Here is a 23,154-nt window from a genome sequence, read left to right on the forward strand (position 1 = left end):
CCAACAGTTGCCGCAGTTCCCCTGGCTCGAACGCCATCATTGGTGGGGAGGCAGGTTCGTCCTCCAACAGTTGCCGCAGTTCCCCTGGCTCGAACGCCATCATTGGTGGGGAGGCAGGCTCGTCTTCCAACAGTTGCCGCAGTTCCCCTGGCTCGAATGCCATCATCGGTGGGGAGGCGGGTTCATCCTCCAGCAGCTGCCGCGGCTCTTCCTCGTGCGGCAAGCGCCTCCTTAGCCGGTCTTGCAGCGCCTGCCGATCGGCAACGAGGTTGTCGAGGGGCAGCGGCTCGTGGTCTGGCCGCTGCCCTTTCACCAATCGTTCAACCAGCGCCCACGTGCCCTCCAGGACAAATACGCCGCAATCATAATGGTTCGTCTGTCTGGCCATGGGGGCTGGCGCCAAGGTGGCATTCAGCAGTCCTGCGAGCTGTTTTGCAGGCACGTCGTTATATCCCTCTCGCTGGAGGGAGTCGTAGTGATAGGCGAACCGCCTTTCCGGGTCGCGGCGATCAACGAGCAGCAGCGACCAATGGGTGCCGGGGCTAGTAGCCGTGCCATTATTCACTGGCAAGAACAGGAAGTCGGCTGTGGCGTTGTTTTGATTATAGATGGACTGCAATATGCCTCGAGCGTCTTGCGGCGACGTGTGTCGCAGTAGATGGGATACGGAAGGATCCACCAGCCGAGTCCGGGCAGCGAGCGCCGGATTGATCCCCTGCAGTTGCCCCTCCAGCAAATTGTAATCTCTCTGGATATGGGCGTCGCTCAGCCATTCGGCGGCGCCGAGCACCCGCCCCGTTGCAACGTTGGACGGGGCTGTCGGATCGAGCGCCCCGATCTGAGCCCCAGAGGAACTGGTAGTCAGTGTGGTCACATCAACCAGTGGAAGGCCGCGGTAGGTGCCTGGCAGCCTAGCGGTTGCTGGCGAGGCGGGTTGGGGAGCTCTTGCCGGTGCCGCTGGCCCAGCTTCAGCAGCGGCCCCAACGCGCCTGGTGACTGCGTCTGCCGGATGAGCAGAAAGGACAGTTTCGCGCCCGAGCACAATGCGCGGCAGGATATCCCGGAGGTGAGCCAATGCAGAACTGATACTTAGCCTATTACCATAGGAGACAGCCTTGAAGCTCTCAACATCTTTATCCAGCGATTTGTCGTGAATCCGAGCCGCAATCCCAAGCTTGTTATTTTGACGCAGGTACTGACTAAAATGTCTAAGAAAATTTGTATAGCCGCCCACGGTATCTGGATTCCGTCCGGTCGCAGGCGCTGCCAGGTACTCCTTGGTCGAAGCGGCTCTGTAATTTCTAATGAGCTCGGCATCGTCAGGATAGGGGATCACGACAGGGCGAGCCATAATCGGGGCTCCGCCTGTCGACTTCTTGAGGTAACGCAGTGCGCCAGCCACGGTGGAGGAACCACCCGTACTCTCGTACTCCTTGAGATCCTGATCCAGCGACGAATGGTAAAGCCGAGCAGCAAACCCTGGCTTGTTGTTTTGAAGGAGCCACCGACTAAAGCCGAAAAGAGAATTTACATTGTAAGTGACCGTGTTCGCTTTGGCCTTACCCGCGTGGAATGCTGCCCTCAGCCCTTCGATAGCGGTCGCATCGTTGGAATAGACAGGACGCTTGTCGGCACCGTCGGGGACTACAATTGGACGATCCGGCTGCACTGTCGAGGGCATCGACCCACCACCTCCGGGATGCGGTGCTGGGGTGGATTCGTGCTCATCCCTCTGCCTGACGAGCTGCGCCTCACATTCCGGTGTAGCCACCTCATGAGGATCCTGCATCGGTTCGATCCCCTCCATCTCCTGCTGCAACCAAGCCAAAGCTTGGCGAGCGGCCTGCGCGGCTTCATCAACCGCGGAGGATGTCTCCACACCTCTGGCGGACGCCGGCAGAGCCTGCTCCGCCCGCCGTCGAAAGAGCTCTGGCGAGGCGGATTTCTCCGCCCACAATCTGGGCTGCGTAGCGAGTCCCCGTCCAGATTTATGTGGCACCGCCTCGCTTGGCAGCGGGCTGCTCCTGTCCCGTGCAGCTACCAGCTCCTCCGGGGCGCCCTGGTCGCCGTGGCGCCAGTTCAAGTGAGGGACGGCCTCTCCAAAGTCGGGCGCTTGGTGTTGGTGCGCGGTTGGGGCGAGAGACAATGGTAGATCGGTGCCCTCCTTATAACCTACCGGCAGGAGCTCCTCTGGCCAATCGAATCCCTGCTGTGGTGCGGTATGCTGAGCAGCGTCGCCACGGGGACGAGCCTCCATGCTGACCGCGTTTTCCAGATGATTCCCGAGTATAACGCGCGGCGGGTTCTTGCGGAGATAAACCAGCGCAGATTCGATCGGAGCTCCACCATTAGAGGAGGCGGCCTTGTAGCTCTCAACATCTTTATCCAGCGATTTATCGTAAATGCGACCCGCAATTCCGAGCTTGTCATTTTGACGTAGGTAATGACTGAAATGGTTAAGAGCAGTTGCGTAGCCGCTCGCGGATCTGAAATGTCTGGTGAGCGCGGCGTCGTCAGGATGGGGGTTCAGGACAGCGCGACCCACAATCGGGCCGGCTCCGCCCATCGACTTCATCAATTGACGCAGTGCGCCAGCCACGGTGGAGGAACCACCCCTACTCTCGTACTCCTCGAGATCCTGGCTCAGCGACGGATGGTAAAGCCGAGCAGCAAGCCCTGGCTTGTTGTTTTGAAAGAGCCAACGACTAAAGCCGAAAAGAGAATTTGTGCTGCGAGTGACCGTGTCCGGCCTGGCTTTACCCGCAAGGAGTGCTGACTTCAGCCCTTCGATGGCGGTGGCATCGTTGGAATAAACAGGACGCTTGTCGGCACCGTCGGGGACCACAATTGGACGATCCGGCTGCACTGTCGAGGGCATCGACCCGTCGAGATGCGGTGCTGGGGTGTATTCGTGCTCGTCCCCCTGCATCACAAGTTGCGCCTCCCGTTCCGATGTACCCACCTGATCGGTGGGGAGTTGCATCATCACGCGAGCGCCTGAGTTGCCAACCTCACCTGGTTGCCGCTCAGTGACAGCATGCTGCAGATTGCTTTGGATCCTCTGCCTCTTCGTTGGTCTCAACTCACCTTTACCATGCGAGCCATTGACGAGGACCTCCTCGCCTAGCGCACCCATCAACTCGTCCGCCGCCTGCAGTTCGCCCAAGTGCTGCTCAAAACCGGCTTGGCCGGCCTGTCCGCTTGCTCGTGCGGTACGGCGTGCTGCACCTGCAGCCAAGCTGCCACGATGAATGTCTAGTTTGTACGGGTGCACGCTATCCTCACTTCCACAGATCACATGAGCAACCTACTCAGGCAAGCTTTCGAGAGGCTGACGAGGTCCGCCGCCGCGGAAGGCGAAGGCTGGTTTTCTGCTCAGCGGTTGACGGCCTCGCGTGTTGCGGCCGCGCCGGGTATCACGCCAATCAATCTGAATAGTCGATGCGTCAAACGAACCAGGATGGGATTTTCGTAGCGGGGCTGCTCTACTCACTCTTGTCCTGAGGGCAGAATTCAACCATATCGCCGAGCAACTGGATGCCGATTGGATACCCGATCCGGAAAGCTTCAGCTCATATGTGACGCGAGGATGAGAATCGTGGCAGCTCCAGACCGACGGGCTGCCACCCACAGCGGCGATGACCGACGAGGGTCTTCTATTGCCAAGGCAATCGTCCGTTCGGGGACCTATGTGTTCCAATGCTCGTCGAGCGGATCGGTGGGCCGCACCGCCGTAGCGTTACGGCGAGCGGAAGCGGCGTTGGGTGCGGCTTTTCCCCTGAACGCTTCACACCAGGCTGATAGGGGATCTTGCAATCGCACACACGCGGTCTGCAGGCGTGCCAATCAAGCAGTTTGCTCAGACCAACGTCGCGGCGAGCCGATCCTCAATACGCAGCGCAAGTCCTAGACTCCACGATCGTCCTTCGGTGCAGATTTGCTCGCGCCTCGCCCTGATTACAGCTGATAAGGCGAGCTAACAATTGCAAGAGCCACAAGCTATTCCAGCTCGATCGGTTTGGTGTTCCAGTCGGGCGGGGTCTGACCGAGAATGTTGCGAACGAAGAAGTCTAGGAGTTTGCGCTCGGTGTAGGTGCCTAGAGTATGGTGATTGGCACCAGGAACGTAGACCATGTCAAAATCTTTTCCTGCCTTGATGAGTCGATCGGCAAGCTGGAACGAGCAAAACGGATCGACATTATCATCCATTTCGCCGACCGCGATCATCAGCTTGCCCTGCAGCCTGTGAGCATTGTCAACGGCGGAGGATTGCGAATATTCAATGCCGACCGGCCACCCCATCCAAAGTTCGTTCCACCAGGTCTTGTCTATCCTGTTGTCGAAGCAGCCGTTTTTGGCGACGGCGACCTTGTAGAAATCGGGGTGAAAGAGCAGCGCGCTGACTGCACTCTGGCCGCCGGCGGATGCGCCAAAAATGCCGACGTTGGATATGTCGTACCATGGATATTGCGCGGCCGCCGCCTTGTGCCACAGAATGCGATCGGGAAATCCTGCGTCCTTCAGATTCTTCCAAGCAACATCATGGAAGGCGCGGGAGCGGTTGTTGGTGCCCATGCCGTCGATCTGAGCAACGACGAAGCCCAGCTGCGTGAGCGGCTCTGTCCACCGCGAGAAGGATTTTGGGACGAAGGAGCCGTGGGGTCCAGCATAGATATTCTCCACAACCGGGTATTTCTTCGTCGGGTCGAAGTTGGCTGGCAGGTGGAGCACGCCCCAGATGTCAGTTTTGCCGTCGCGCCCCTTGGAATGGAAACTGAGCGGCGGCTGCCAGCCTGCGGCGACGAGCTCGGAAATGTCGGCCGTCTCGATCTGCTGGAGCTTGGCATTGTCGCTGGCGCGGTAGAGTGCCATGCGCGGGGGCAGATCGATGCGTGACCAGAGATCGACATAATAGCGCCTGTCAGGCGAGAACTCGATATGGTGGTTGGCCGGTTCGGGCGTCAGTGCAGTCAGTCCCTTGCCGTCAAAGCCGATGCGGTAAGCATGGACCCAATAGGGGTCCTCCTGCGAGTTCATCCCGCTCGCCTCGAACCAGATCTGACGCTTGACCGGATCGACATGGTTGACCCTCCGGACGACCCACTCACCTCGGGTGATCTGGTTTTCGAGCGCGCCTGTCCGGCCGTTGAAAAGATACAAATGCTCATACCCGTCGCGCTCTGATGCCCAGATGATCTCCTTCCCGTCATCGACATCGTAACGGAAGATTTTTCCGGCATCCTCCTGGCCATGCCCCAGCGGCAAATAATCAACGAATGTCTCGCTGGTCTCATCGATCAGGGAGCGCCCGCGGCCCGAGGCGGCGTCTACCTCGACCAGGCGATAGAGCTGATGCCCGCGCTGGTTATATTCGAAAGTGAAGCCGCGGCTGTCCGCCCACCACCGGATAGGGGAAAGTTCGAAGACGTTCGAGAAGAGGGCACCGTCAATCACGATCTGGCGCCGGCCGGCAATGTCGAACAGGACTGGCTGGGGCAGCGGAAGGACATCGCCCGGCCTGGGATAGAATTTTGTTGAATATCCCCGCTCCAACTGGTCCGTCGAAGAATTGAGGTAGCGGACCTCTCGCCTATAGCCGGGGCGAACAAGGTAAGCGGCGAGGTGGCGCGAGTCCGGCGACCAGCTCAGCGTCGAAAAGACGTAGCAATTGCCTTCGGCTCCGTCCCGGCTCAGAGGAACATCCTGCAATCCGTCCTCGCTGCGCAGGAAAACGTTGCAGTTCTTGATATAGGCGATCCATTTGCCGTCGGGCGACGCGTTGCTCTTGTCGGGGTTGTTCTCCGCTGGCGGCGTGTAGCGGTGGCTGAGCTCCCTACGGTCCCCTTTCCTTGCATCGAATGTGGTGCTGGTACAGTCATAGCTTGCAAGGTCGCAGCTCCACCGGGTGTCTTCAATCTGGAAGTCGAGCCTGCGACCATCCTCACTCAGTTCGAAACGGTCGAACGGAAGATTGCCGGCTTGATAGCTCTCATGGCTCACCTTGTTTAGCGCTGCCGCCAGACGCGCCTGATCGAAAGCGGGCCGCTTGAAACCCGTGGCAGCATCGACCTGCATGAACTGCTGCTCGCCGTGGCTAGTCCGGCGGTAGACGAAGGCTTCACCCCCGGTCAGCCAGAAAGGCATTTTGGGGACATTGACAGTGAGCCCGCCATATCGATCGTTGATCGTAAGTGCGCGCTTGAAATCGGCCGGCGCTAGCGTCGGGTGTAAACTTTTCGAACCCTTGGCCAGCGTCTGAGTTGCCGATCGCCATGCGGCGCGCGTCAAAGCGCCGATCCTGGACATACCTGTTCACTTCTTTCGGTTTTCGGAATGCTAATTTTGAAGTTGGGTTCTCGTCGCCGGTCTGCAGCAGCGCCGAAGCGTCGCCTTGGAGGAGAGCCAGCACGCGGGTGCAGCCAGGCACGCGCAACAGGGGCGCTCCTTGGACATCCAGGCACCGGTTCGGGTGCCGATTGAAGAGTTGGCGTCCGCCGCCGAAACAACCAGGAAAGAGCGTCCATGCAGCCCTGACGCGACTATTTCCCCGCGAGTATGGCCGCTTGCTTTTCTGCATCATCTGAAAGGTCCTGCTCTAGTCGGGCCGGATGTCACCCCGGCAGAAATCATTGTGCTATTTCGACAATCTCCGAGCGATTGCCGCCGGCCCATGACGAGGTTTACCGATAGGGCGCAATATGCGTGCCAAAGGAAAAGCGGTTTAAATACACGGCAATCCGCCTATGTCGCATCCCCAACATCGTCGCACACCGGACAATGCCGGACGAAATTGTCCCGGGGCGTCAAATTGGTTTGATGGTGACCCAAGGAGTTCTGGCTTTATCTGAGGCGTTCGGCCTTTTTCGAAAGCCGGACTCTTCGCGCGTTTCCGACGGCCCGAAGCGCCTGATCAAAGCTGACGGCATTCCCGGGTCTTGGCCTTGCCACAGCAGCACCTGCTGCATCAATTCCGACGGACGCTGTAGAACACCTGCAACACACGGCCCGCAGCAATTTCTCCGGCGCAACGCTGGGGCGACCGCCTTTGGCACTGCAGGCGTACATGCCGGAAAGGATGCCGTCTAGCCGCACCAGCGCTCCATTGATCATCAGCCGGTGCGGGCACCAGGATGACCGGCTGGAACGAAATCTTCCAACCGCTTCATCGTGAACAGCTGCTCCATGAACACATCGCTCCCGTCAATCGAGCCGTCTCGCCAGGGGGATCAATAGTCTGTCTTTGGCGTAGGTATTTCAGCAGCCTGCTGTTAGCGTGCGGACGACGCCGACATCAACCGGCGGACAAATGCGACGAGGGCAACAAGCGCGCCTGACGCAACGCCGCCAGATCAGCCGAGCCCGTGCAGAAGCAGGCGACGGGCAGCGCCCGACGCACCGCCTGCACGCTGGTCAGGGTGGGAATCCCCCAATCGGCGAATGACATCGCCACTGCACGGTCGGCGGCATTGCGGGCGCGCTCGCCCTCCACTGCGGCCCAACTGGTTCCGCCGGCGCCGGCGACATCGATTACCGCCACGCCCGCCTCGACGAGCGCACAGGCCACCGAGGCGGACAGGCCAGCCCCCACTTCCTTGGCCACGATCGGCACGCCCACGATGCGCGCGGCGCCAGCGATCAGCGCCAGGACGCCGCGCCAGTCGCGGTCGCCCTCCGGCTGTACCGCTTCCTGCAGCGGATTGAGATGGACGATGAGCCCATCGGCCTCCAGCGCGTCCACCGCGCGACGCGCCAGGTCCAGGCCGTCGGCCTCCCGCAGTTGCGCGGCGCCGATATTGGCCAGCAAGGGAATGTCTGGCGCCAGGCGGCGCAGCGCGCGCGTTAGCCCCTGGGAGTTGCGGGATTGCAGGCTCACACGCTGCGAACCGCACATGGCGATCCCCAAGGCTTGCGATGCCTCGCTCAAATGCCGGTTGATGGCCTCGGCCCGTGGCATGCCGCCGGCCATAGAGCTGATCAGCAGCGGCGCGCGCATAGCCTTGCCCAGCAGCGAGGCGCGCAGGTCGATCTGCGTCAGGTCCAACTCGGGCAGTGCGCAGCGTTCGAAATGGATGTACTCCCAGCCAGCGGCCACCGTGGCCGGCGCCGTTCGCCGATCCAGCACGATGTCCAGATGTTCGTCCTTTCGCCGGCTCAGGGCGGTGTCGCTCATGCTCGCTCCATCCGTAGCAGCGGGCGACGGCGTTGCGTCGGATCGAACCGACGGCAGCGCGCCCAAGCCGCCGCCTCCGGCGCGTCCAGGCCGACGCACGCTGGCCTCCCCCTGCAGCGTCGCTGCGGTAGCGGCTGGTCGAAGTCTGGTAGTACTGCGCGCGGATCGCCGCCATCGCCTCGATCAACGGTCCCCACGGCGCGGGAAAGCATTCTTCCGCCATCACCCGGTGCAGCATGCGCGTATGGCCGGCCAACTCGTCGTTGAGGAACTCAACCACAGGCATAGCCGGATAGCGCTGCAGAAGCAGGATCGCCGCGTTATCGCCGGCCGACCTGTCCTTGTCGCGTCCATGCAGATTGTTCTGCAGGCGCCCTATCACTGAGATGAGCCGCAGGACCTGGCGAAACGCTGGACGCGCGCGCAAGGTCGCCATGTCCAGCCCCCACAGCAGCGACAGGCAACAGAACACGGTCCCGTAAGCGATCGAATCGATGCCGTTGTGCAGGTACTCGGCGTAAGACCAGCGTCGCGCCCCTGCCGCCTGCGCGTGTCCGGCGCGCAGCGCCGCGCAGTAGCACCGGGTATAGTCGAGAAGCCGAGCATAGTCGCGACGATCGTAAGCGAGCGCAGCCAGCGAAGCGCGCAGCTGAGCGCAGCCCTCGAATCCGGAGAGCACGCACGGTACGCCGTGCCCCAGCGCCTGCTCCACGGCGGCGAGCTGCTCCGGCGCGATCAGGCCAACGTCGTTGCAATCGTCTAGCCAGAACAGCAGCGCCAGTTCGCGATAGAACGCCACGATCAGCGTTTCGTTCTGCGGATCGCGGCCGGTGCGGGCGCTGGTGTCGCGCAGGCTCGGGTGAATGCGTTGCAGGATATACTGGCCGCCCCTTACCGCTTCCTCAGCATGCTCATCCGCGAAACCGGTCAGGGCACGCCCCCACTCAAGCACCTGCTGCAGCGCGCGTTCGGTCTGGATCATGGCGCCGCCCCTGCTCCCTCGGCTACGACGCGCCGCCCCCAACAAAGCGCCAGCCACAACCCGGCGAGACCGCATCTCCGCGCCGTAACGGCGATCGCGAAGTTATCGATCCGATTGCCAGTTGCTGATGCAAGCTCTTGTGAACGGCCGTTTGGAGCCGGCCCGCAGCCTCGCCGGCAGTATCGAGCAATCCGCTTGCGCCGGCTCGCCATAGCAGGCGAGGACGGCAAGGTCGCCGGCGGCAAACGCACGCGAGCACATTGCAAGCGACATCCGCGAACGCGGCGCCGACTGGTCAGCCTCCGCCTCGGTGCCCGCATATGTCCGCGAGTCGAGCAGCGCCTTCGCCACGAAATGAGCAGAACGCCTTACGAGCATCGACCGCCGGCTGCTGCGCATGCGCGATGATGAGGCATGGTCTCGCAGCGGACCCGTTCCGACAGATGCTGCACCAGGGACGAGGCGACCTTATCCAACAAGGCACCACTTGCGCTGTTTGTGGAGACGAGCGTCGGCTGCATCCATGCGGCTGCTTGAGTGGTGAAGACTCTGAACGACGGTTCCTACGGCGCTGCCGGCGCAATCGGCTGCTTGGGGGACGCGTGACGCAGTCAAAGCTCCCCTTGCCAAGCACGGAGCAGGCGAGTGAGAGAGCAGATGAATAGGCGTGTCGCCAATATTTTTGCATTGCTCTAATCGATTATAGTTGTGAGGAGCAATTTGAGACCATTTACTTGCGGCTCAAGTCACCCATAAAAGAAGGCAAGCACCGATTCGGTAGCTTATCCCCTGTCTTTCGCGTACTCGCGGCCGTGGCGCCGGGTGAACGATTGAAGACCGCCGGTCTCACTCGCAGGTGGGCGCCAGGGCGTGGGGCGGTTGGCAAGCCACAGGAGTAGGACAATGTCGAAGGATTCGGGTAAGGGCGATAATCACGGCGGCGGACCGGGCAAGATCGAGATCACGGTGGTGGTGAACGGCCAGCCCACGCAGGTCGAAGCCAATCCCAACCAGCCGCTTCACGTCATTCGTACCAAAGCCCTTGAGAACACGCAGAACGTCGCCCAACCAGCCGAGAATTGGGAATTGAAGGATGAGGCCGGCAACTTGCTCGACGTCGACAAGAAGCTTGGCGATTTCGGTTTCCCGAATACTATGACCCTGTTCCTCAGCCTGAAGGCGGGCGTCGCAGGTGCCTAAACCCCAAAGTGTGGATCCGGAGGTCTCCCGAGCGAAGTTTGATCGGGAGATCGGCCGGTTCCGGCGATATGCTGATGTCTATCGGGCTCAGGGCTGCTTCTTGATCGAGGCGACCTTTCCGCGCGCTTTCTTCATTTTCGCAAGCCTCAAGTTAAAACCACGGGTGATCAGCGCAGCGAGCGAGGTCGACTTCACCGACTACGACTTAAGACCACCGTCCGTGGTCTTCGTCGATCCGTTTACGCGTCATCCGATTGCCCGGAAAGATCTATACCTGAAAATGCTTAGACGTCCGCCGCTGCCCGGAACGCCGCCGGAAATGATAGGAGCTCTCATCCAGCAGAACGCCGTGCCGCTGACGGACTTCATCCAGGCCAACAGTCCCGAGGACGAACCATTCCTGTGCATGGCGGGCGTCCGGGAATACCACGACAATCCAGCCCATTCAGGTGATCCATGGCTGCTTCATCGGGGTTCTGGCGAAGGCTGTTTGGCCTTCATCCTGGACAAGATCATCAAGTACGGAATCGTTCCTATAGAGCAGTTGCAGATTCAACTCCAACCGACAATCGTAGGAATGGTGGTATCCCCTCAGGCGATACAAGAATGACTGGTTTGAGAGATGTAACGATCGTGACTCTCCCGCGCGGCTGCATCTCGACCACGCATGGGCATCTGCGCTCAGTTGGTCGCGAAGGCAATGAGGGGATGGCGCTCTGGGTCGGCGTTCAGCAAGACCGGCACTTTGCCGTAACAGAGACGGTTATCCCGGCGCAGCGTCACATTCGGACAAACGATGGCGTTTGCGTGATCGTTGCGGCCGAAGAACTGCACCGGCTCAATGTCTGGCTCTACAAAAGCGGCCTGAAACTCTTGGCCCAGATTCACAGCCATCCGGGCCGCGCCTACCATTCGACGACGGACGACGCTTATGCGGTTGCTACCACGGTTGGGTGTCTGTCGCTGGTCGTGCCGAATTTCGCCCGCGAGCCTTTCGATTTTGCTCGGGTCGCCGCCTATCGGCTTGACGAAAAGGCCAAATGGAATGCGCTCCCTCCCGCGGCACTGTCGCGAATGATCATGATATCGAGTTGAACAATGGCATTCGCTAACTTCATCGATCGCGCCGCCACGGCGGCATCTCAGGTCCTGGCCGATTTTCATCTGGGAGACTTCAAAGCAGCTCTTGAAAAGCAGGTCGTGGCAGTCGCCTTCGACCATCAGGCCGCTTCCTGCGCCGAAGGCCAGGCGACACTAGATCTTGCGGTGAGATTGCTCGCTAGGCTCTACCCGGTTCTGGCGATAATCCCGCTGGACAGCGCGGCGAGCTCTCAAGCCCAAGCGCTGGAGCGCTTGGCAAAGTCGATCAATCCAAAAGTCGGCATCCGGCGTTCCGGCAAGTCTGCCACCGTCTGCGTCGTTGCAGGGGTAACGCGCCCATCACTCCGGTGCCCGATCTTTTTCGTGGGATCGGACGGTTGGGCGGCAAAGCTGTCGCGTACGGACCCGGTGGGCTCTGGCCCAAGTCTGCTGCCTTATGGAGCTGGCGCCGCCAGTTGCTTCGGCGCCGCCAACGTCTTTCGAACTATCTTCGCTGCCCAGTTGACCGGCGCCGAGTTGGACGAAACCATCGACCTCTCGCTATGCAGCTACGACAAGACCAAAGCCGGGGAGCCTGGCCCGATCGACTTCCCAGTCGACCTTGGCGAAACCCACCTCGTTGGGCTCGGTGCGGTAGGCCATGGCTCGCTTTGGGCGCTAGCGAGACAACCCGATCTCAAGGGTCGTCTGCATGTAATCGATCACGAAGCGATCGAACTCTCAAACCTGCAGCGCTACGCATTGGCTGGCCAGGCCGAGATTGGTATGTCCAAAGCGGTTCTTGCAGCCACCGCCCTTAGATCGACTGCCCTTGAGGTCGAGGCGCACCCTCTGACGTGGGCAGAATATGTTGCGCGCCGGGGCAATTGGGTCTTCGACCAAGTGGGTGTGGCGCTTGACACCGCCGCCGACCGTCTGGCTGTCCAAGGTGCACTGCCGCGATGGATCGCAAACGCTTGGACGCAGGAGCACGATCTCGGTATCTCCCGGCATGGTTTCGATGACGGCCAGGCTTGCCTTTGTTGCATGTACCTGCCATCCGGAAAATCCAAGGACGAGCACCAGCTGATTGCCGAGGAACTCGGAATACCGGAAGCACACGAGCAGGTGAAAACGCTCCTGCAGACCAATGCCGGAGTTCCCAACGACTTTGTAGTTCGCGTGGCTACAGCGATGGCTGTGCCGTTTGAACCGCTAGCCCCGTTTGTTGGCCAGCCCCTGCGCTCCTTTTATCAGCAGGCTATCTGCGGCGGTCTGGTGTTCCAGCTTAGCGAAGGAAGTCGCCGCGTTCGAACTGTGGTTCCGATGGCCTTTCAGTCGGTGCTTGCCGGGATTATGCTTGCCGCGGATTTGGTCAAACATAGTGCGGGGTTTCCCATGAGCCCGACGACGAGCACTCGGGTGAATCTTCTGCGCCCCCTTGGCTCTCACTTGCACGATCCGAAGGCCAAGGACTCCAGCGGCCGCTGCATCTGTAGCGACGACGATTTCATTGCCGCTTACAGGCGCAAATACGGCGAGCGCGTTGATCAGGTAAGCGATGTCTCGGCCGCCTAAGCAGACGCGCACCTCTCCGTAGACGCAGGGGGCGCGGCTTGTGGGCGTGACCATGGGCGCCATTATGACACGCTTGGCCCGCTCCTTTGGCGGCCTATCGTCCTCCGCATGATCCCTGTTGCCGACGTGATGATCCAGCACCAGCCGCCATGGCACCAGAGGCTGGTCAAACCTCCGTTGTTGGCCGGTTTGGACAGTGCTGCATCAGGTCTCGACCGACGTCTCGACAGTCAGGGCTGCTTCGACGGGTGTGAAGATGTCAACATCGACCCCAGGCGCCCGAATCGTCACAATCAGGGCGTACCGAGCCAGAGCGTCGACGCGTTCCAGGTAAGGCTTCTCCTTCCACCAGCCCCCGACCGGGAACACGCCGATCGCGTCACGCTCGGCGAGATCGGCGGCGCTGCCCGACCAGAAATCGGCGTGCAACGAGCCGCGATCGCGGAAGGTGCCGAGCAGCCACTCTTCTCCGCCTCCAGCAGGCGCCCCTTCCTCCTCGTCCCGAGCGGCCTGATTGATGCGGGCTCGGAATTCGTCGACTGTCTCGGTCGCTGACTTTACTCTGAACCGAAGACCATGGGACGCGTAACGATGCCGGCGGGTCCATCCGCGTTCACCGGGGTTGGGTTCGATGAAATAGGACAGCGTGACGCGGAGCTCGACCTGGGCAGCGCCGAGCGCCGCGAGCTGCTCCTTCGGCCAAGGCAGGCGATGCAGCTTCATGTCACGCGTTTTGGCAGCCGCGCCGCCCTCGCGCTGGAAAGGCTGAAGCTCATCTTCAACGATAAGCGTGAGGTCGTTCACCGTTGACAGAAGCGCGCGCCCAAGATCTGGCACGCCGTAACCATAGCGCCGCACGAGCGCCTGGATCTCGCCCTTCGCTCCGTTGCACGCATCGATGCGTGCGCGCATCGCCGGAGTCCATTCGGCCGAGTGGACGATCAGGGCGCGAACCGTTTCAGGCCACAGCTCGGGGCGCGCTGACAGAATCAGTCCCGCCATCCGTGCGGCATGGGCCGTTGCCGCGCTCGTATCTCCGAGGGTGGTGAAGTGGCGCAGTTCGGGTCGATAGAAAGTGGTCAATATCTGCAGATCGTCGATCGGCTCGCCAGGCAACACACCGTCATGGGCGAGATTGCCGCCTTCGAAGACGACCTCGGGCTTCACCGGCCACTGCCTGTCCCAAACGACCGAAGTGCGACTGCGCGGCGAGAGCTCGCCGACCGGCGCGATCGGAGCGTAGCCCGCAAAGTCGGTGTCAATGATATCGACCTTTTCTGTGAAAGCGCCGACCGTCAGCGCATTCCAGGCCTGAGAAGGATCATCGACTGCTTCCAGATCGTTGCGCGTCAAATGCTCGGCCGGCATGAGGTCATCGCCGATGTTGCCGGCAGAGAGAACGATCAAGCGTCGCTGCTCCTCTTCGAAACAGAGTTGGTCGATAGCGGCAGACCACGATGTGGGCCTTCCACGCGCCGGACTGGCGCTTGTCACAGCCATTGCGATCGCGCGGCGGCGCTCCGGCGCCTGCACCTCGGCGCGGGCGATCGCTTCCGCGGTAATCGCGCCATAGAGTTCTGGATCGTTTGCCTCGTCTTCTGGCGGAAGGATACGGACACTCTCCAGCCGAAAGGGCAATGGAACTGGATCGCCTCCGACCAGGAGCGGGACCAGATCACCGTACAGGCCGACACCTGCCATTCGCGTCCCGTGGCCGCTCCACGCAGGTGTGTCGTCGCTGCCCCATGCCGGTTTGACGGTGTGCCAGTCTTCAACGGCAAGTGCGGGTTCGATCAACGGGTGGGTGCGACGTACGCCGCTGTCGAGAATGCAGACCGCAATATCGGATTGAGGCGGTCTGACGCGCCCGAGAAGCTCGTCGCTCCAGTCCCTTTGCTCCGCGCCGCCAAGGCCCATGAAGAAGGACGGCGTATCCTTCGCGCGCCGCAGCTCGGCGACGACATCGCTGTGCGCAATCATGCGGTCGAGCATTGCCGTGCTGGCGAGTGCCAGCATGACCACCCGCTCCGGAAACCTGACCGCATGCGTGCGCAAAGTGATGTTCAGGGCTTCGGCAATGTGCTCGAAGTTCTCGCGGCGACCGTCGCGCAGCCAGACTTCCCACCACACCTGCTCGTCAGCGGCCTGGGGGAAGAGGTCGTCGTGGTCGGTAAACAACGATCGTGCAGTCGCCAGCCTGACTGTCTCCATGCGGGAGACGAGCGGCTCGTTGCGCGGTCTGCCGCGGTCAGTGTCAACGTCTCGATACGCCTCGACTTTCCTCAAATAATAGGCTTGCGCGCTTTGCGGCAGGAACACCGACGCTGTGATGGGAGCACCGGGTTGAGTTGGCTCATGGACGGCGACCAGCTCCATGTGCTGGCGACGATCGGCCAACTGGTCGAGGGCCGCCCGTCCGGACATGGGCAGATCGATCTCGAGGTAAAAGCCAGGCGTGCCGACCGACAGCTGGGGGTCACGCGCCGCAATCTGCTGGCGTGCACTTTCGACCGCTTGTTCGATGGATTGCGTCAAGGCCGCAGCATGCGACGCCCGATCACGCGCCGGCAGCGGCGGTGCATGTATAAGTTGGTTGGGCCGCCGATAGGCTTCCCGAATGCCGTTGTTGCGAAGGTGGATATGGGCGCGGTCGCGCGGAAAATCGTCTGCCATTATGATCTGTGCTGTCGCTACTCAGACAGCGAAGCCTGCCGGCGTTCCTTCAGAGCGTCGATGAGCGCTTCCGAGGTGATCCGCTTCCCCCCCCGCAATATGATGGTTTTTGCAGCGTCGTCGGCCGCGCGGGTGATCTCGGCCTGCGACAGTCTCTCTGCCTGAGAGATCGCCTCGTTCCAGGCAAGCCCTCTGGTGTCGAAGCGGTCGAGTCGAGCCCGAAGCAGCGCCTCGATAATCGGCCGATCGGGCACGTCGTATTCGATGACATCGTCGAAACGGCGGAACAAAGCTCTGTCGAGCAACTCGGCATGATTTGTTGCCGCAATAATCAGGCTGTGGCTGTCGTCTTGCTCGAGAAACTGCAGAAACGAATTCAGCACGCGCCGAATCTCGCCAACATCCTGGCGTTCGCCTCGACGCGCGCCGATGGCATCGAATTCGTCAAAGAAGTAGACGCCCCGCGTCGCCTGCATTGCATCAAAAACAAGCCGCAGCTTTCCGGCAGTCTCTCCCATGAACTTGGTGATCAAACCATCGAGGACGATCATGAAAAGGGGCAGATGAAGCTCCCCGGCCAATGCCGATGCGGTCATCGTCTTGCCTGATCCTGGCGGGCCGACCAGAAGCAGTTTGCGACGGGGAACAAGCCCGTGCTCGCGCAAGCTTGCTTGTTGGCGCTGCTCTCCCAGCACGCGGTGCAGGCGCGAGCGCAGACTGTCCGGCAAAATCATGTCCGTCAGTCGCAGGTCCGGATAGCGCACATGCAGGAGGCCTGCGAGTTCGCCCTTTGGCTGAAAAAGGGGAACCGGCCGACTGCTCTTGGCAATCCGGGCGTCCCTGCTCTTGGCCGCGTCGACCAGATCCTTGAGCTCCTGAGCAAGCTTGCCATGGCCTTGACGTGCCTCATGCGCAGCAAGCTGCATCGCGATAGAGAGGAAACGATCCTCGTCGCCGGCAATGTGGCTTTTAAGCAGCGTCACGATATGGCGGGCCGTGGTCATGGCTCTCTTCTGGGGTATCCGTTTACTTGGCGAAGCGCATGCAACCTAAACGCTTTCAACGGCGATTTGTAACGCGCAATGGTGTTTTTTCTCTTGTCGATGTTCGCCCGTGGCAACTTCAGCGGTGAACTGTTGCGCCGCGGTCATAGGCCAGCCGGAATAACGCCGGCCAGCAGACAACAGTCCGCATCTTCGAGCGCTCGAAGTCTGGCCACTCACGCAGCGTGTCGGGTCCGAACGCTCCAAAGCCGCCCCGCCTGGCAGGTCCATGCGACCGATTGCGGGCGTGCGGCCATAAGGTCTACGCGGGCTCGCATGGCTGCCCGCGCCGCTGGCTAAAAAGCTGTACACCATCTCACGAAACACCAGGTCCGCTCCTTTGCCGGCCGACGGTCCATGAAATCCCCTCCCCACTCACGACACCGGAGACCTCCTTGCCCACATGGCGCTCAAGCACCGGCCGCCATGGCACCAGCGTGAACTCGCGCGACTTTTCAACGACGGCATATTTTCCGCTGGCAAGCTCGACGGAGCGGCGGAGCGTACCCTCTACTCGTCCTCCGGATCGCGCTTCGGCATAGGGCAGGCCAAGTTCCTCCGACAGTTGGCCAGCAACACGGTTCAGTTCTCGCTGGCGCAGGATCGAAAGCATGTTGGCTCGATAGACGATCCCATCCTGTTCTTTATGCGCGAGGCCTTGCGCGATCAGCCACTGCCGCCGGCGAGCTTGCGCCTCTCTCACGTCGCGGCCGAAGCCGGATCCGTGCAAAGGCTCGGGTCTATCGGCAACCAGCTCCCGGTCGAGCCAGGTGGCGCCGTTGAAGCTGACCTGTCGCTCCAGCGCCATTGAGGAGAGCTTGTCGGCAACGACAGGCTCGGCCCTGGCCCGCTGGCCCTCATAATTCGCGACGCGATCGAGATGGTCCGGCGCGATGAGCCAGGTGCCGTTCGGCTCTCGCTCGACGCCGCCGGTCGCGCGGCGGATCGCCTCCAGCCGCCGCACATGCGTTCGCGCAAAGCTCTCGGTGGCGGATGGGTCATGCTTCAGGTGCATATCGACGTCGTAACGGCCGCCATGCGCGGCGGCGATTTCGGCGATGGTACGATCGACCTGCCTCGGCTCGGTGTTCCTTGGCGCGACACGCACGATGCAGCCATTAGGCATCGTTTCCATCGCCTCGCCTCTACCGATGTTGATCCAATGGCTCTTACCGTCGACGGCGTCGACGATCATGTAATGGCGGTCATTGATCTCGTCGGCCAGTCCACGCGCGACAACGCGACCGACGAGAGACTGGACGGGCTCGCCGGATCGATCGTGGATCACCCAGTCGGCGGCCCTGCGGGCAAGCCCCTTGCCGGTCAGTTCGCGGTGCATGGTCTTGATGATGTCGCCGCGTTCGCCGGTGCGGCGCAGCGTGGCTTCGAGCTCATCGTCGAGGCGCCAGGAGCCAGCGCCGACCTCCGCGGCCAGACCCATCCGCTCGAGCTTGCGCAGCCGTCCCTGGTGCAGCGTCTGGCGAATGGCGTCGGGACCGCCCGGCGAGACCAGGCCGTCATCATCACGCATGCTGAGCAGCCGACGGTCGATGCTGGTGAAGCGTTCCTGCTCCATTTCCCGGCGCAGGCGAAGCTCAATCTCGCGGTCGGTTCGCGGACCGAGATCGAGGCTGACCAGCTCGGCCGCCCGCTCGCGGATGCCAGATGAGATATATTCGCGCGCGATGACCAGGTTCTCGCCACGGTCGTCCCTGCCACGGACGATGATGTGGCTGTGCGGGTGGCCGGTGTTGAAATGATCGACCGCGACCCAGTCGAGCTTCGTGCCGAGGTCTTCCTGCATCTGCGCCATGAGCCGCCGCGTCAGCGCCTTGAGGTCGTCGTACTCGATGCCGTCTTCGGCAGCGACGATGAAGCGGAACTGATGGCGGTCGCCGTCCGCGCGATCGATGAACGCCTTGCCGTCGACGCGGCCGCTGTCGGCGCCGTAGAGCTCGCCAGGTTCACCTTCGCGGGTGACCCCGTCGCGCTGAAGATAGCGTAGATGGGCACGCGCCCCGTCCGCGCCCTTGCCGGCGAGCTTGACGACCCGCGCCTTGACGATCACCCGGCGCTGGCGGAAGGCGGCATACCGGTCGCGCGATTTCAGCAGTGCGGCGGCCGCCCCGCCGCGCCCTGTCCGGCTTCCTGTGAAGCGACCACCGCGTTGCGGCCGGCCGCCAGCCCGGTTGATCGCCGCACGAACCTGGCCGGCATAGCGTTTGCCGGCCTTCGAGCCGCGCGACCCGATTTTGCCGAGCTTCGGCCTGAACTCGTCATCCTTAATGCGAGCCTCCCAGACATATCAAGCAAAATCAGACACTTACACGTCAAACCCTCTTGGCACCGGCGGCAGCCTCCCGGAAAAACGATGTGCAGACAAAGATTTAACCGCCTCCTGGAGGCGGTACCTTTATCTTGCCTTCCGCGCCCAGCCCCGCCAGACGCGCCCCCGTCCGCCATGGCTAACGCACCGGCTCCTTCGGCTGCGCGCCGTCCTTGCCGAGCGGCACGAAGAGATCGCCGTTTCGCACGCCTGAGTGAACACCGTCATGAATGAAGAACAGCGACCGTCCGAGAGGAGCGATTTGCGCCTTTGGAGCGACAGATTGGCTTTCGAACGCCTCGATGTCGGCCGCCGAAACTCCGGCCGCCTTGAGTTGGTCGAGGTACTCGACGGTCTCTTCTGGCAGCGGTTTGCCACGCTTCAAATGCTCGTCGTAGCGCTCGGGACCGGCATTGTAGGCGCCAAACAGGCCAGGAAATCCGAAGCGGTCATACATGGCACTGAGATAGGCCGTGCCGGCCAGGATATTGTCGCGCGGATCGTGGGGGTTAGGCCCAAGGCCGTGTTCGACCCGCATCTCTTCATAGGTGCCGGGCATCACCTGCATGAGGCCCATGGCGCCAGCGGGGGAGGTGATGGGGCGGCCGCCGCGCATTGTCTTGCCGCCGCTTTCGGCAGCCATGACGGCATAGATCCAGGCTTGGGGAATATGGAAGCGCCGGCTTGCTTCCGATACCAACGTCTGCCACTTTCGCAGCTGCGGACTTTGGGAGATGGCGACCGGCTCAGCGCCGGTCGAGGCGGAACAGGCGCATGGCGCAATGGCGATCATGCCCAACAAGAGGAGGGTCACTCGGTCCATAGTGGTACGAGCCTCCCGATGACATTTTGAGTGGGAACAGGCCCGAAATAGCGGCTGTCGAAGGAGCGGTTTTTGTCGCTGCCGAGCAGGAAAACCTCGTTATCCCCGAGCGCTCGGCAGCCGTTCCACCATGGCAAAGGTCGGCCTTCGGCGTCGATTTTGAGCCGGCGCGCGACGATGTCGCCGCCGATGATGATGGCGTCATTGAAGGCGCAGACATTATCGTCCGGCAGCGCTGCAAGACGTTTTGCCAGCGGCACATTGCGAGGCAGATAGCTGCGCTCGGCGGCGAGATACGCCGCGTATTCAGGCGGGCGCACGAGCACGAGATCGCCACGCGCCAGCGCTCCCGCAGCGATGCGGTAAAGGCCGATCGGCGCGCTGGCCGAGGCGTTCCAGACCAGCCAAGGGGCGGGCTTTCCCAGCGCCGTGAAGCCCAAAAGACCGAGACCGGCCGCGGCCAAGGCGACCGTCTTACGGGCTCGAACACGCCTCAGGCGGCTGCCGATCAGATGGATGGAAGGGCGCCGCCTCATGAACGGCCTCCCGTGCCGCCCTGGCCGGAACCGGCCTTGCCATCGCCGGCGATGGAGTGCTGCGGGTGTCCTTTCGACCAATGGTCGAGTTCGTCGATGTGATAGCGGACATAGCGGCCGTGCTTGCGGAATTTCGGGCCGCCGCCCTTGAGCCGCATCTTTTCGAGCGTGCGCTGGGAGAGCCCGATATAGAAGGCGGCTTGGGCTGTGCTGAGAAACGGGCTGCCCTTTTTCGCGCGGGCCGCGCGTTCGTTTTCGTCGTCCATGATGATCCTCGTTTCGCTTCGGACAAGCGAGGGCGAGGATGGGCGAGGGAGATCGTCTCGGGGACGGGCGAAGAGTCGGGGGAGAGTTTTCGCCGCCCTTTAGGGCGGACGGGGTTTGGGTGGAACTCCTGGGAATGAGCCCCGCGCCGGGGCTGCGGCGCGAGGCTCTTATCTCGGCCGGTCAGTCGGCCGGGTTCCAGATGATGGCGTAGGTGTCGTGATCGTCCTGGCCGGCGGCTCGGCCGAGATTGGCGTAGAGCTTGCGCGGTCCGAACTCCGGCGCTGCAATCGACAGGCTCACATAATCCTTGCCGGAAGTCTCGCCGGTGCGGATCCAGCCAGCGCCGACTTCGACCCCTTGCGTAAGCACCCGGAAGTCGGGATGGTTATCGGCGCTCTTGGCCTGGTTGGGGACGATATCGATGTCGGCGCGGACGCTGAGCGTCTTGAACTGGCCCTTGTAGGCGCCGTTTTCCTGCTTGTTGACGTAACCGATCGCGGTCATTTCGAAGTCTCCTTTTGTGGTTTCGCCGGGGACCATCCCCTGCGATGGCGCACCGTAATGGGCGCGTCAGGACCGCCTGAATCCGACAGGGCCGCAGCGACAGTGAAGGACCCGAGCGGGCAGCTTTTTTGTGAGCGAAGCGGCGCGAGGAAGCCGCCGCAGGCGGCGGGGAAAAAAGCTGATGGCGCGAGGGTTTCGGGCGGCCGGACCCGCCCATAGGTCGACAAGCCAGCCGCAGGGATGGTCCTTGGAGAGAGCATGGAGACCGCTCGCCAAGTGCGGTCTGTCAGCCAAGCAGGACGCCGGGATGAAACGGCCTGCAAAGATGCTGCGCCCTTATGCCGGATCGAGATCGTGCCAGCGGGTCGGGCGCCAGAGCAGACATCCGGCATGGTGCGATCTATGAAAGCAGGGCTCGCCAGCGGGAATTTGATACGCGAGGGGGCCAAAGTAAGGCTGGATGAGAAGCCGGTGCTACCTGCAGGTCCAGTGTCATGTGGCGGCGCTCGGGAAACCGCTACGCAATGTAACGCGCTCTTATGAGGCGAACAGACCGGCCCCAAAACCGATCGACCGGTGGTCGGCGCGAAACGCGTCATGCCTGTCCGAAAGCTGACAGTGGCAGAAGACGCATGTCGGGTTCCGCACAATTGACCATGCTGGATTTGTGAGGTTTTCAGGGAGAGCCATGCGTTCACTTCCCAGTGAGCTTTGGCACGGCATTTGCTCTTGATGTGGCAACACGGATCGAAGGTTGACTGCATGCACAAGCGCGAGATGAGCAATGCTCTCCTTTCCTGGAGGCTTGGCAGCAGATTCGATTTGACGTTGCGAGGAGCTTCAGCCGCTCGCGGCGGAAGTGATCTCAAATCTGAAGGCACCGTTGGGGCCGCAGCCATCAAACACATCTTTCTCTTTTTCGCAGCTCGTCTTCAACGCGATGCGGACTTCTTCGCGTCGACGGCGGCCGAAGGTGGAGAAGGGGCTCGACTTGCAAAAAGGAGTTGTCAATGACGTCTTACGTTCGCACCAACAGCCCGGCGCAGGTGCGCTCACTGTCCACCTTTGGCAAGCATCTGCAAAGGAGCGTGCTGACGGCGACGCTGCTTGCCGCGGCTTCGACGGGAAGTGAAGCGCAGCCCTATGTTCGTGCTGACGGCAGCACGACTGACGACTTGGAAGCGGCGCGAGCAAGTTGGCGTCATGACGCCGAATTCAATGGAAATGTGGGGCTCGCAGCCATCAACGCGGATGCCGCGTATGCGTTGGGTTCCACCGGGGAGGGGGCCAGAGCTCCTCGCCTGCCCTCGTCCGTCTTGACGAGTGCCCGCTTACAGCCTACCTCACTATCGCGTTAGCACTCGTCCATCGCGAGTGCTAACAAAAACCCCTCAACAGCGCACCAGGGAAAAATCCGAAAATGGCAAAGTCGAAGTTCCGCCCGCTGCATGACCGCGTGGTCGTTCGCCGGGTCGAATCCGAATCCAAGACCGCTGGCGGGATCATCATCCCCGACACGGCAAAGGAAAAGCCGCAGGAAGGCGAGATCATCGCTGTCGGCTTCGGCGCTCGTGACGAAGCTGGCAAGCTGGTCCCGCTGGACGTCAAGGCCGGCGACCGCATCCTGTTCAGCAAGTGGTCGGGCACGGAAGTCAAGCTCAATGGCGAAGACCTTCTGATCATGAAGGAATCCGACATCATGGGCATCATCGGCTCATATCAGGCCCTTTCGTCAACTGAATTCCCGGGCTCGATTGAAGCCCCTGCCAGGAGCTAAAAATGGCTGCCAAAGACGTAAAATTCTCCCGCGATGCCCGCGAGCGCATGCTGCGCGGTGTCAACATCCTCGCTGACGCGGTGAAGGTCACGCTCGGCCCCAAGGGCCGCAACGTGGTCATCGACAAGTCGTTCGGCGCCCCGCGCATCACCAAGGACGGCGTCACCGTCGCCAAGGAAATCGAGCTTGAGGACA

16 protein-coding genes and 3 pseudogenes are annotated in these 23,154 nt (G+C 61.7%); 7 read left to right on the forward strand and 12 right to left on the reverse strand.

Features of this window, described 5'->3' with window-relative positions; all coding sequences use genetic code 11:
• The 5 genes and pseudogenes from E5W70_RS21190 to E5W70_RS21210 form a co-directional block, all read right to left on the reverse strand.
• A partial coding sequence (locus tag E5W70_RS21190; protein WP_292374949.1) for a Ulp1 family isopeptidase occupies positions 1-3,166 on the reverse strand: 3,166 nt, incomplete at its 3' end.
• Between the two features lie 833 nt (positions 3,167-3,999).
• Positions 4,000-6,306 (reverse strand): S9 family peptidase, encoded by a 2,307-nt coding sequence (locus E5W70_RS21195; RefSeq protein ID WP_128288075.1) that lies wholly within the window; start codon positions 6,304-6,306, stop codon positions 4,000-4,002.
• Between the two features lie 667 nt (positions 6,307-6,973).
• Positions 6,974-7,205: pseudogene (locus tag E5W70_RS21200) on the reverse strand (IS5/IS1182 family transposase); the annotation flags it as partial.
• An 86-nt stretch (positions 7,206-7,291) separates the two neighbouring features.
• Positions 7,292-8,170: a type 2 isopentenyl-diphosphate Delta-isomerase gene (locus E5W70_RS21205; RefSeq protein ID WP_292661935.1), complete on the reverse strand. Its 879-nt coding sequence runs from the start codon at positions 8,168-8,170 to the stop codon at positions 7,292-7,294.
• A gap of 88 nt (positions 8,171-8,258) precedes the next feature.
• Positions 8,259-9,152, reverse strand: a pseudogene (locus E5W70_RS21210) (hypothetical protein); the annotation flags it as partial.
• A gap of 903 nt (positions 9,153-10,055) precedes the next feature.
• On the opposite strand from E5W70_RS21210, the gene E5W70_RS21215 reads away from it, so the two are divergent.
• Genes E5W70_RS21215 through E5W70_RS21230 form a run of 4 tightly spaced genes read left to right on the forward strand, consistent with a single transcriptional unit; the run spans position 10,056 to position 13,010 of the window.
• A complete protein-coding gene (locus E5W70_RS21215; RefSeq protein ID WP_292661936.1) occupies positions 10,056-10,352 on the forward strand; it encodes a DUF2604 domain-containing protein in 297 nt (98 codons plus the stop codon).
• Entirely contained in the window at positions 10,345-10,962 is a 618-nt protein-coding gene (locus E5W70_RS21220) for a putative metal-binding protein (protein ID WP_128288077.1), read from the forward strand. Before E5W70_RS21215 ends, E5W70_RS21220 begins: the two co-directional genes overlap by 8 nt.
• Positions 10,959-11,447 (forward strand): Mov34/MPN/PAD-1 family protein, encoded by a 489-nt coding sequence (locus E5W70_RS21225; protein WP_126057777.1) that lies wholly within the window; start codon positions 10,959-10,961, stop codon positions 11,445-11,447. The genes E5W70_RS21220 and E5W70_RS21225 overlap by 4 nt, the downstream gene beginning before the upstream one ends.
• 3 nt (positions 11,448-11,450) lie before the next feature.
• Positions 11,451-13,010, forward strand: a complete 1,560-nt coding sequence (locus tag E5W70_RS21230) for an E2 ligase fold family C protein (RefSeq protein ID WP_128288078.1) — start codon at positions 11,451-11,453, stop codon at positions 13,008-13,010.
• 204 nt (positions 13,011-13,214) lie between these two features.
• Here the strand turns inward: E5W70_RS21230 and E5W70_RS21235 are convergent, their stop codons facing one another.
• From E5W70_RS21235 to E5W70_RS21265, 7 genes are all read right to left on the reverse strand, one after another.
• Positions 13,215-15,683: a S8 family peptidase gene (locus E5W70_RS21235; protein WP_127808970.1), complete on the reverse strand. Its 2,469-nt coding sequence runs from the start codon at positions 15,681-15,683 to the stop codon at positions 13,215-13,217.
• A gap of 17 nt (positions 15,684-15,700) precedes the next feature.
• The gene (locus E5W70_RS21240) at positions 15,701-16,687 is read right to left on the reverse strand and encodes an ATP-binding protein (RefSeq protein WP_292661944.1); all 987 of its coding nucleotides are present in this window, start codon (positions 16,685-16,687) and stop codon (positions 15,701-15,703) included.
• A 355-nt stretch (positions 16,688-17,042) separates the two neighbouring features.
• A complete protein-coding gene (gene rlxS, locus E5W70_RS21245) occupies positions 17,043-19,013 on the reverse strand; it encodes a relaxase/mobilization nuclease RlxS (protein WP_024505648.1) in 1,971 nt (656 codons plus the stop codon).
• 178 nt (positions 19,014-19,191) lie between these two features.
• Positions 19,192-19,875 (reverse strand): lytic transglycosylase domain-containing protein, encoded by a 684-nt coding sequence (locus E5W70_RS21250; protein WP_024505647.1) that lies wholly within the window; start codon positions 19,873-19,875, stop codon positions 19,192-19,194.
• A complete protein-coding gene (locus tag E5W70_RS21255; protein ID WP_024505646.1) occupies positions 19,863-20,411 on the reverse strand; it encodes a S26 family signal peptidase in 549 nt (182 codons plus the stop codon). Before E5W70_RS21255 ends, E5W70_RS21250 begins: the two co-directional genes overlap by 13 nt.
• The gene (locus tag E5W70_RS21260; protein WP_024505645.1) at positions 20,408-20,677 is read right to left on the reverse strand and encodes a helix-turn-helix domain-containing protein; all 270 of its coding nucleotides are present in this window, start codon (positions 20,675-20,677) and stop codon (positions 20,408-20,410) included. The genes E5W70_RS21255 and E5W70_RS21260 overlap by 4 nt, the downstream gene beginning before the upstream one ends.
• Positions 20,678-20,858: 181 nt before the next feature.
• Entirely contained in the window at positions 20,859-21,182 is a 324-nt protein-coding gene (locus E5W70_RS21265; protein WP_024505644.1) for a DUF736 domain-containing protein, read from the reverse strand.
• Positions 21,183-22,192: 1,010 nt separating this feature from the next.
• On the opposite strand from E5W70_RS21265, the gene E5W70_RS21270 reads away from it, so the two are divergent.
• The 3 genes and pseudogenes from E5W70_RS21270 to E5W70_RS21280 form a co-directional block, all read left to right on the forward strand.
• Positions 22,193-22,540 carry a hypothetical protein gene (locus E5W70_RS21270; protein WP_063169239.1) on the forward strand — a complete coding sequence of 116 codons (348 nt, stop codon included), beginning with the start codon at positions 22,193-22,195 and terminating at the stop codon, positions 22,538-22,540.
• A 62-nt stretch (positions 22,541-22,602) separates the two neighbouring features.
• Positions 22,603-22,896, forward strand: a pseudogene (gene groES, locus E5W70_RS21275) (co-chaperone GroES); the annotation flags it as partial.
• A gap of 65 nt (positions 22,897-22,961) precedes the next feature.
• Positions 22,962-23,154, forward strand: a 193-nt coding sequence (locus E5W70_RS21280; RefSeq protein ID WP_281035273.1) for a TCP-1/cpn60 chaperonin family protein, incomplete at its 3' end; no start/stop codon positions are given.

Source organism: Mesorhizobium sp., from assembly GCF_005063415.1.
Classification (GTDB): Bacteria; Pseudomonadota; Alphaproteobacteria; order Rhizobiales; family Rhizobiaceae; genus Mesorhizobium.

Bases quoted from the DNA above. Each gene is read 5' to 3' on its own strand.
- E5W70_RS21265 (WP_024505644.1), bottom strand. From the start codon at position 21,182: ATGACCGCGATCGGTTACGTCAACAAGCAGGAAAACGGCGCCTACAAG.
- E5W70_RS21235 (WP_127808970.1), bottom strand. From the start codon at position 15,683: ATGGCAGACGATTTTCCGCGCGACCGCGCCCATATCCACCTTCGCAAC.
- E5W70_RS21270 (WP_063169239.1), top strand. From the start codon at position 22,193: ATGACGTCTTACGTTCGCACCAACAGCCCGGCGCAGGTGCGCTCACTG.
- E5W70_RS21215 (WP_292661936.1), top strand. From the start codon at position 10,056: ATGTCGAAGGATTCGGGTAAGGGCGATAATCACGGCGGCGGACCGGGC.
- E5W70_RS21225 (WP_126057777.1), top strand. From the start codon at position 10,959: ATGACTGGTTTGAGAGATGTAACGATCGTGACTCTCCCGCGCGGCTGC.
- E5W70_RS21250 (WP_024505647.1), bottom strand. From the start codon at position 19,875: ATGGACCGAGTGACCCTCCTCTTGTTGGGCATGATCGCCATTGCGCCA.
- E5W70_RS21205 (WP_292661935.1), bottom strand. From the start codon at position 8,170: ATGAGCGACACCGCCCTGAGCCGGCGAAAGGACGAACATCTGGACATC.
- E5W70_RS21240 (WP_292661944.1), bottom strand. From the start codon at position 16,687: ATGACCACGGCCCGCCATATCGTGACGCTGCTTAAAAGCCACATTGCC.
- E5W70_RS21255 (WP_024505646.1), bottom strand. From the start codon at position 20,411: ATGAGGCGGCGCCCTTCCATCCATCTGATCGGCAGCCGCCTGAGGCGT.
- E5W70_RS21195 (WP_128288075.1), bottom strand. From the start codon at position 6,306: ATGTCCAGGATCGGCGCTTTGACGCGCGCCGCATGGCGATCGGCAACT.
- E5W70_RS21260 (WP_024505645.1), bottom strand. From the start codon at position 20,677: ATGGACGACGAAAACGAACGCGCGGCCCGCGCGAAAAAGGGCAGCCCG.
- E5W70_RS21230 (WP_128288078.1), top strand. From the start codon at position 11,451: ATGGCATTCGCTAACTTCATCGATCGCGCCGCCACGGCGGCATCTCAG.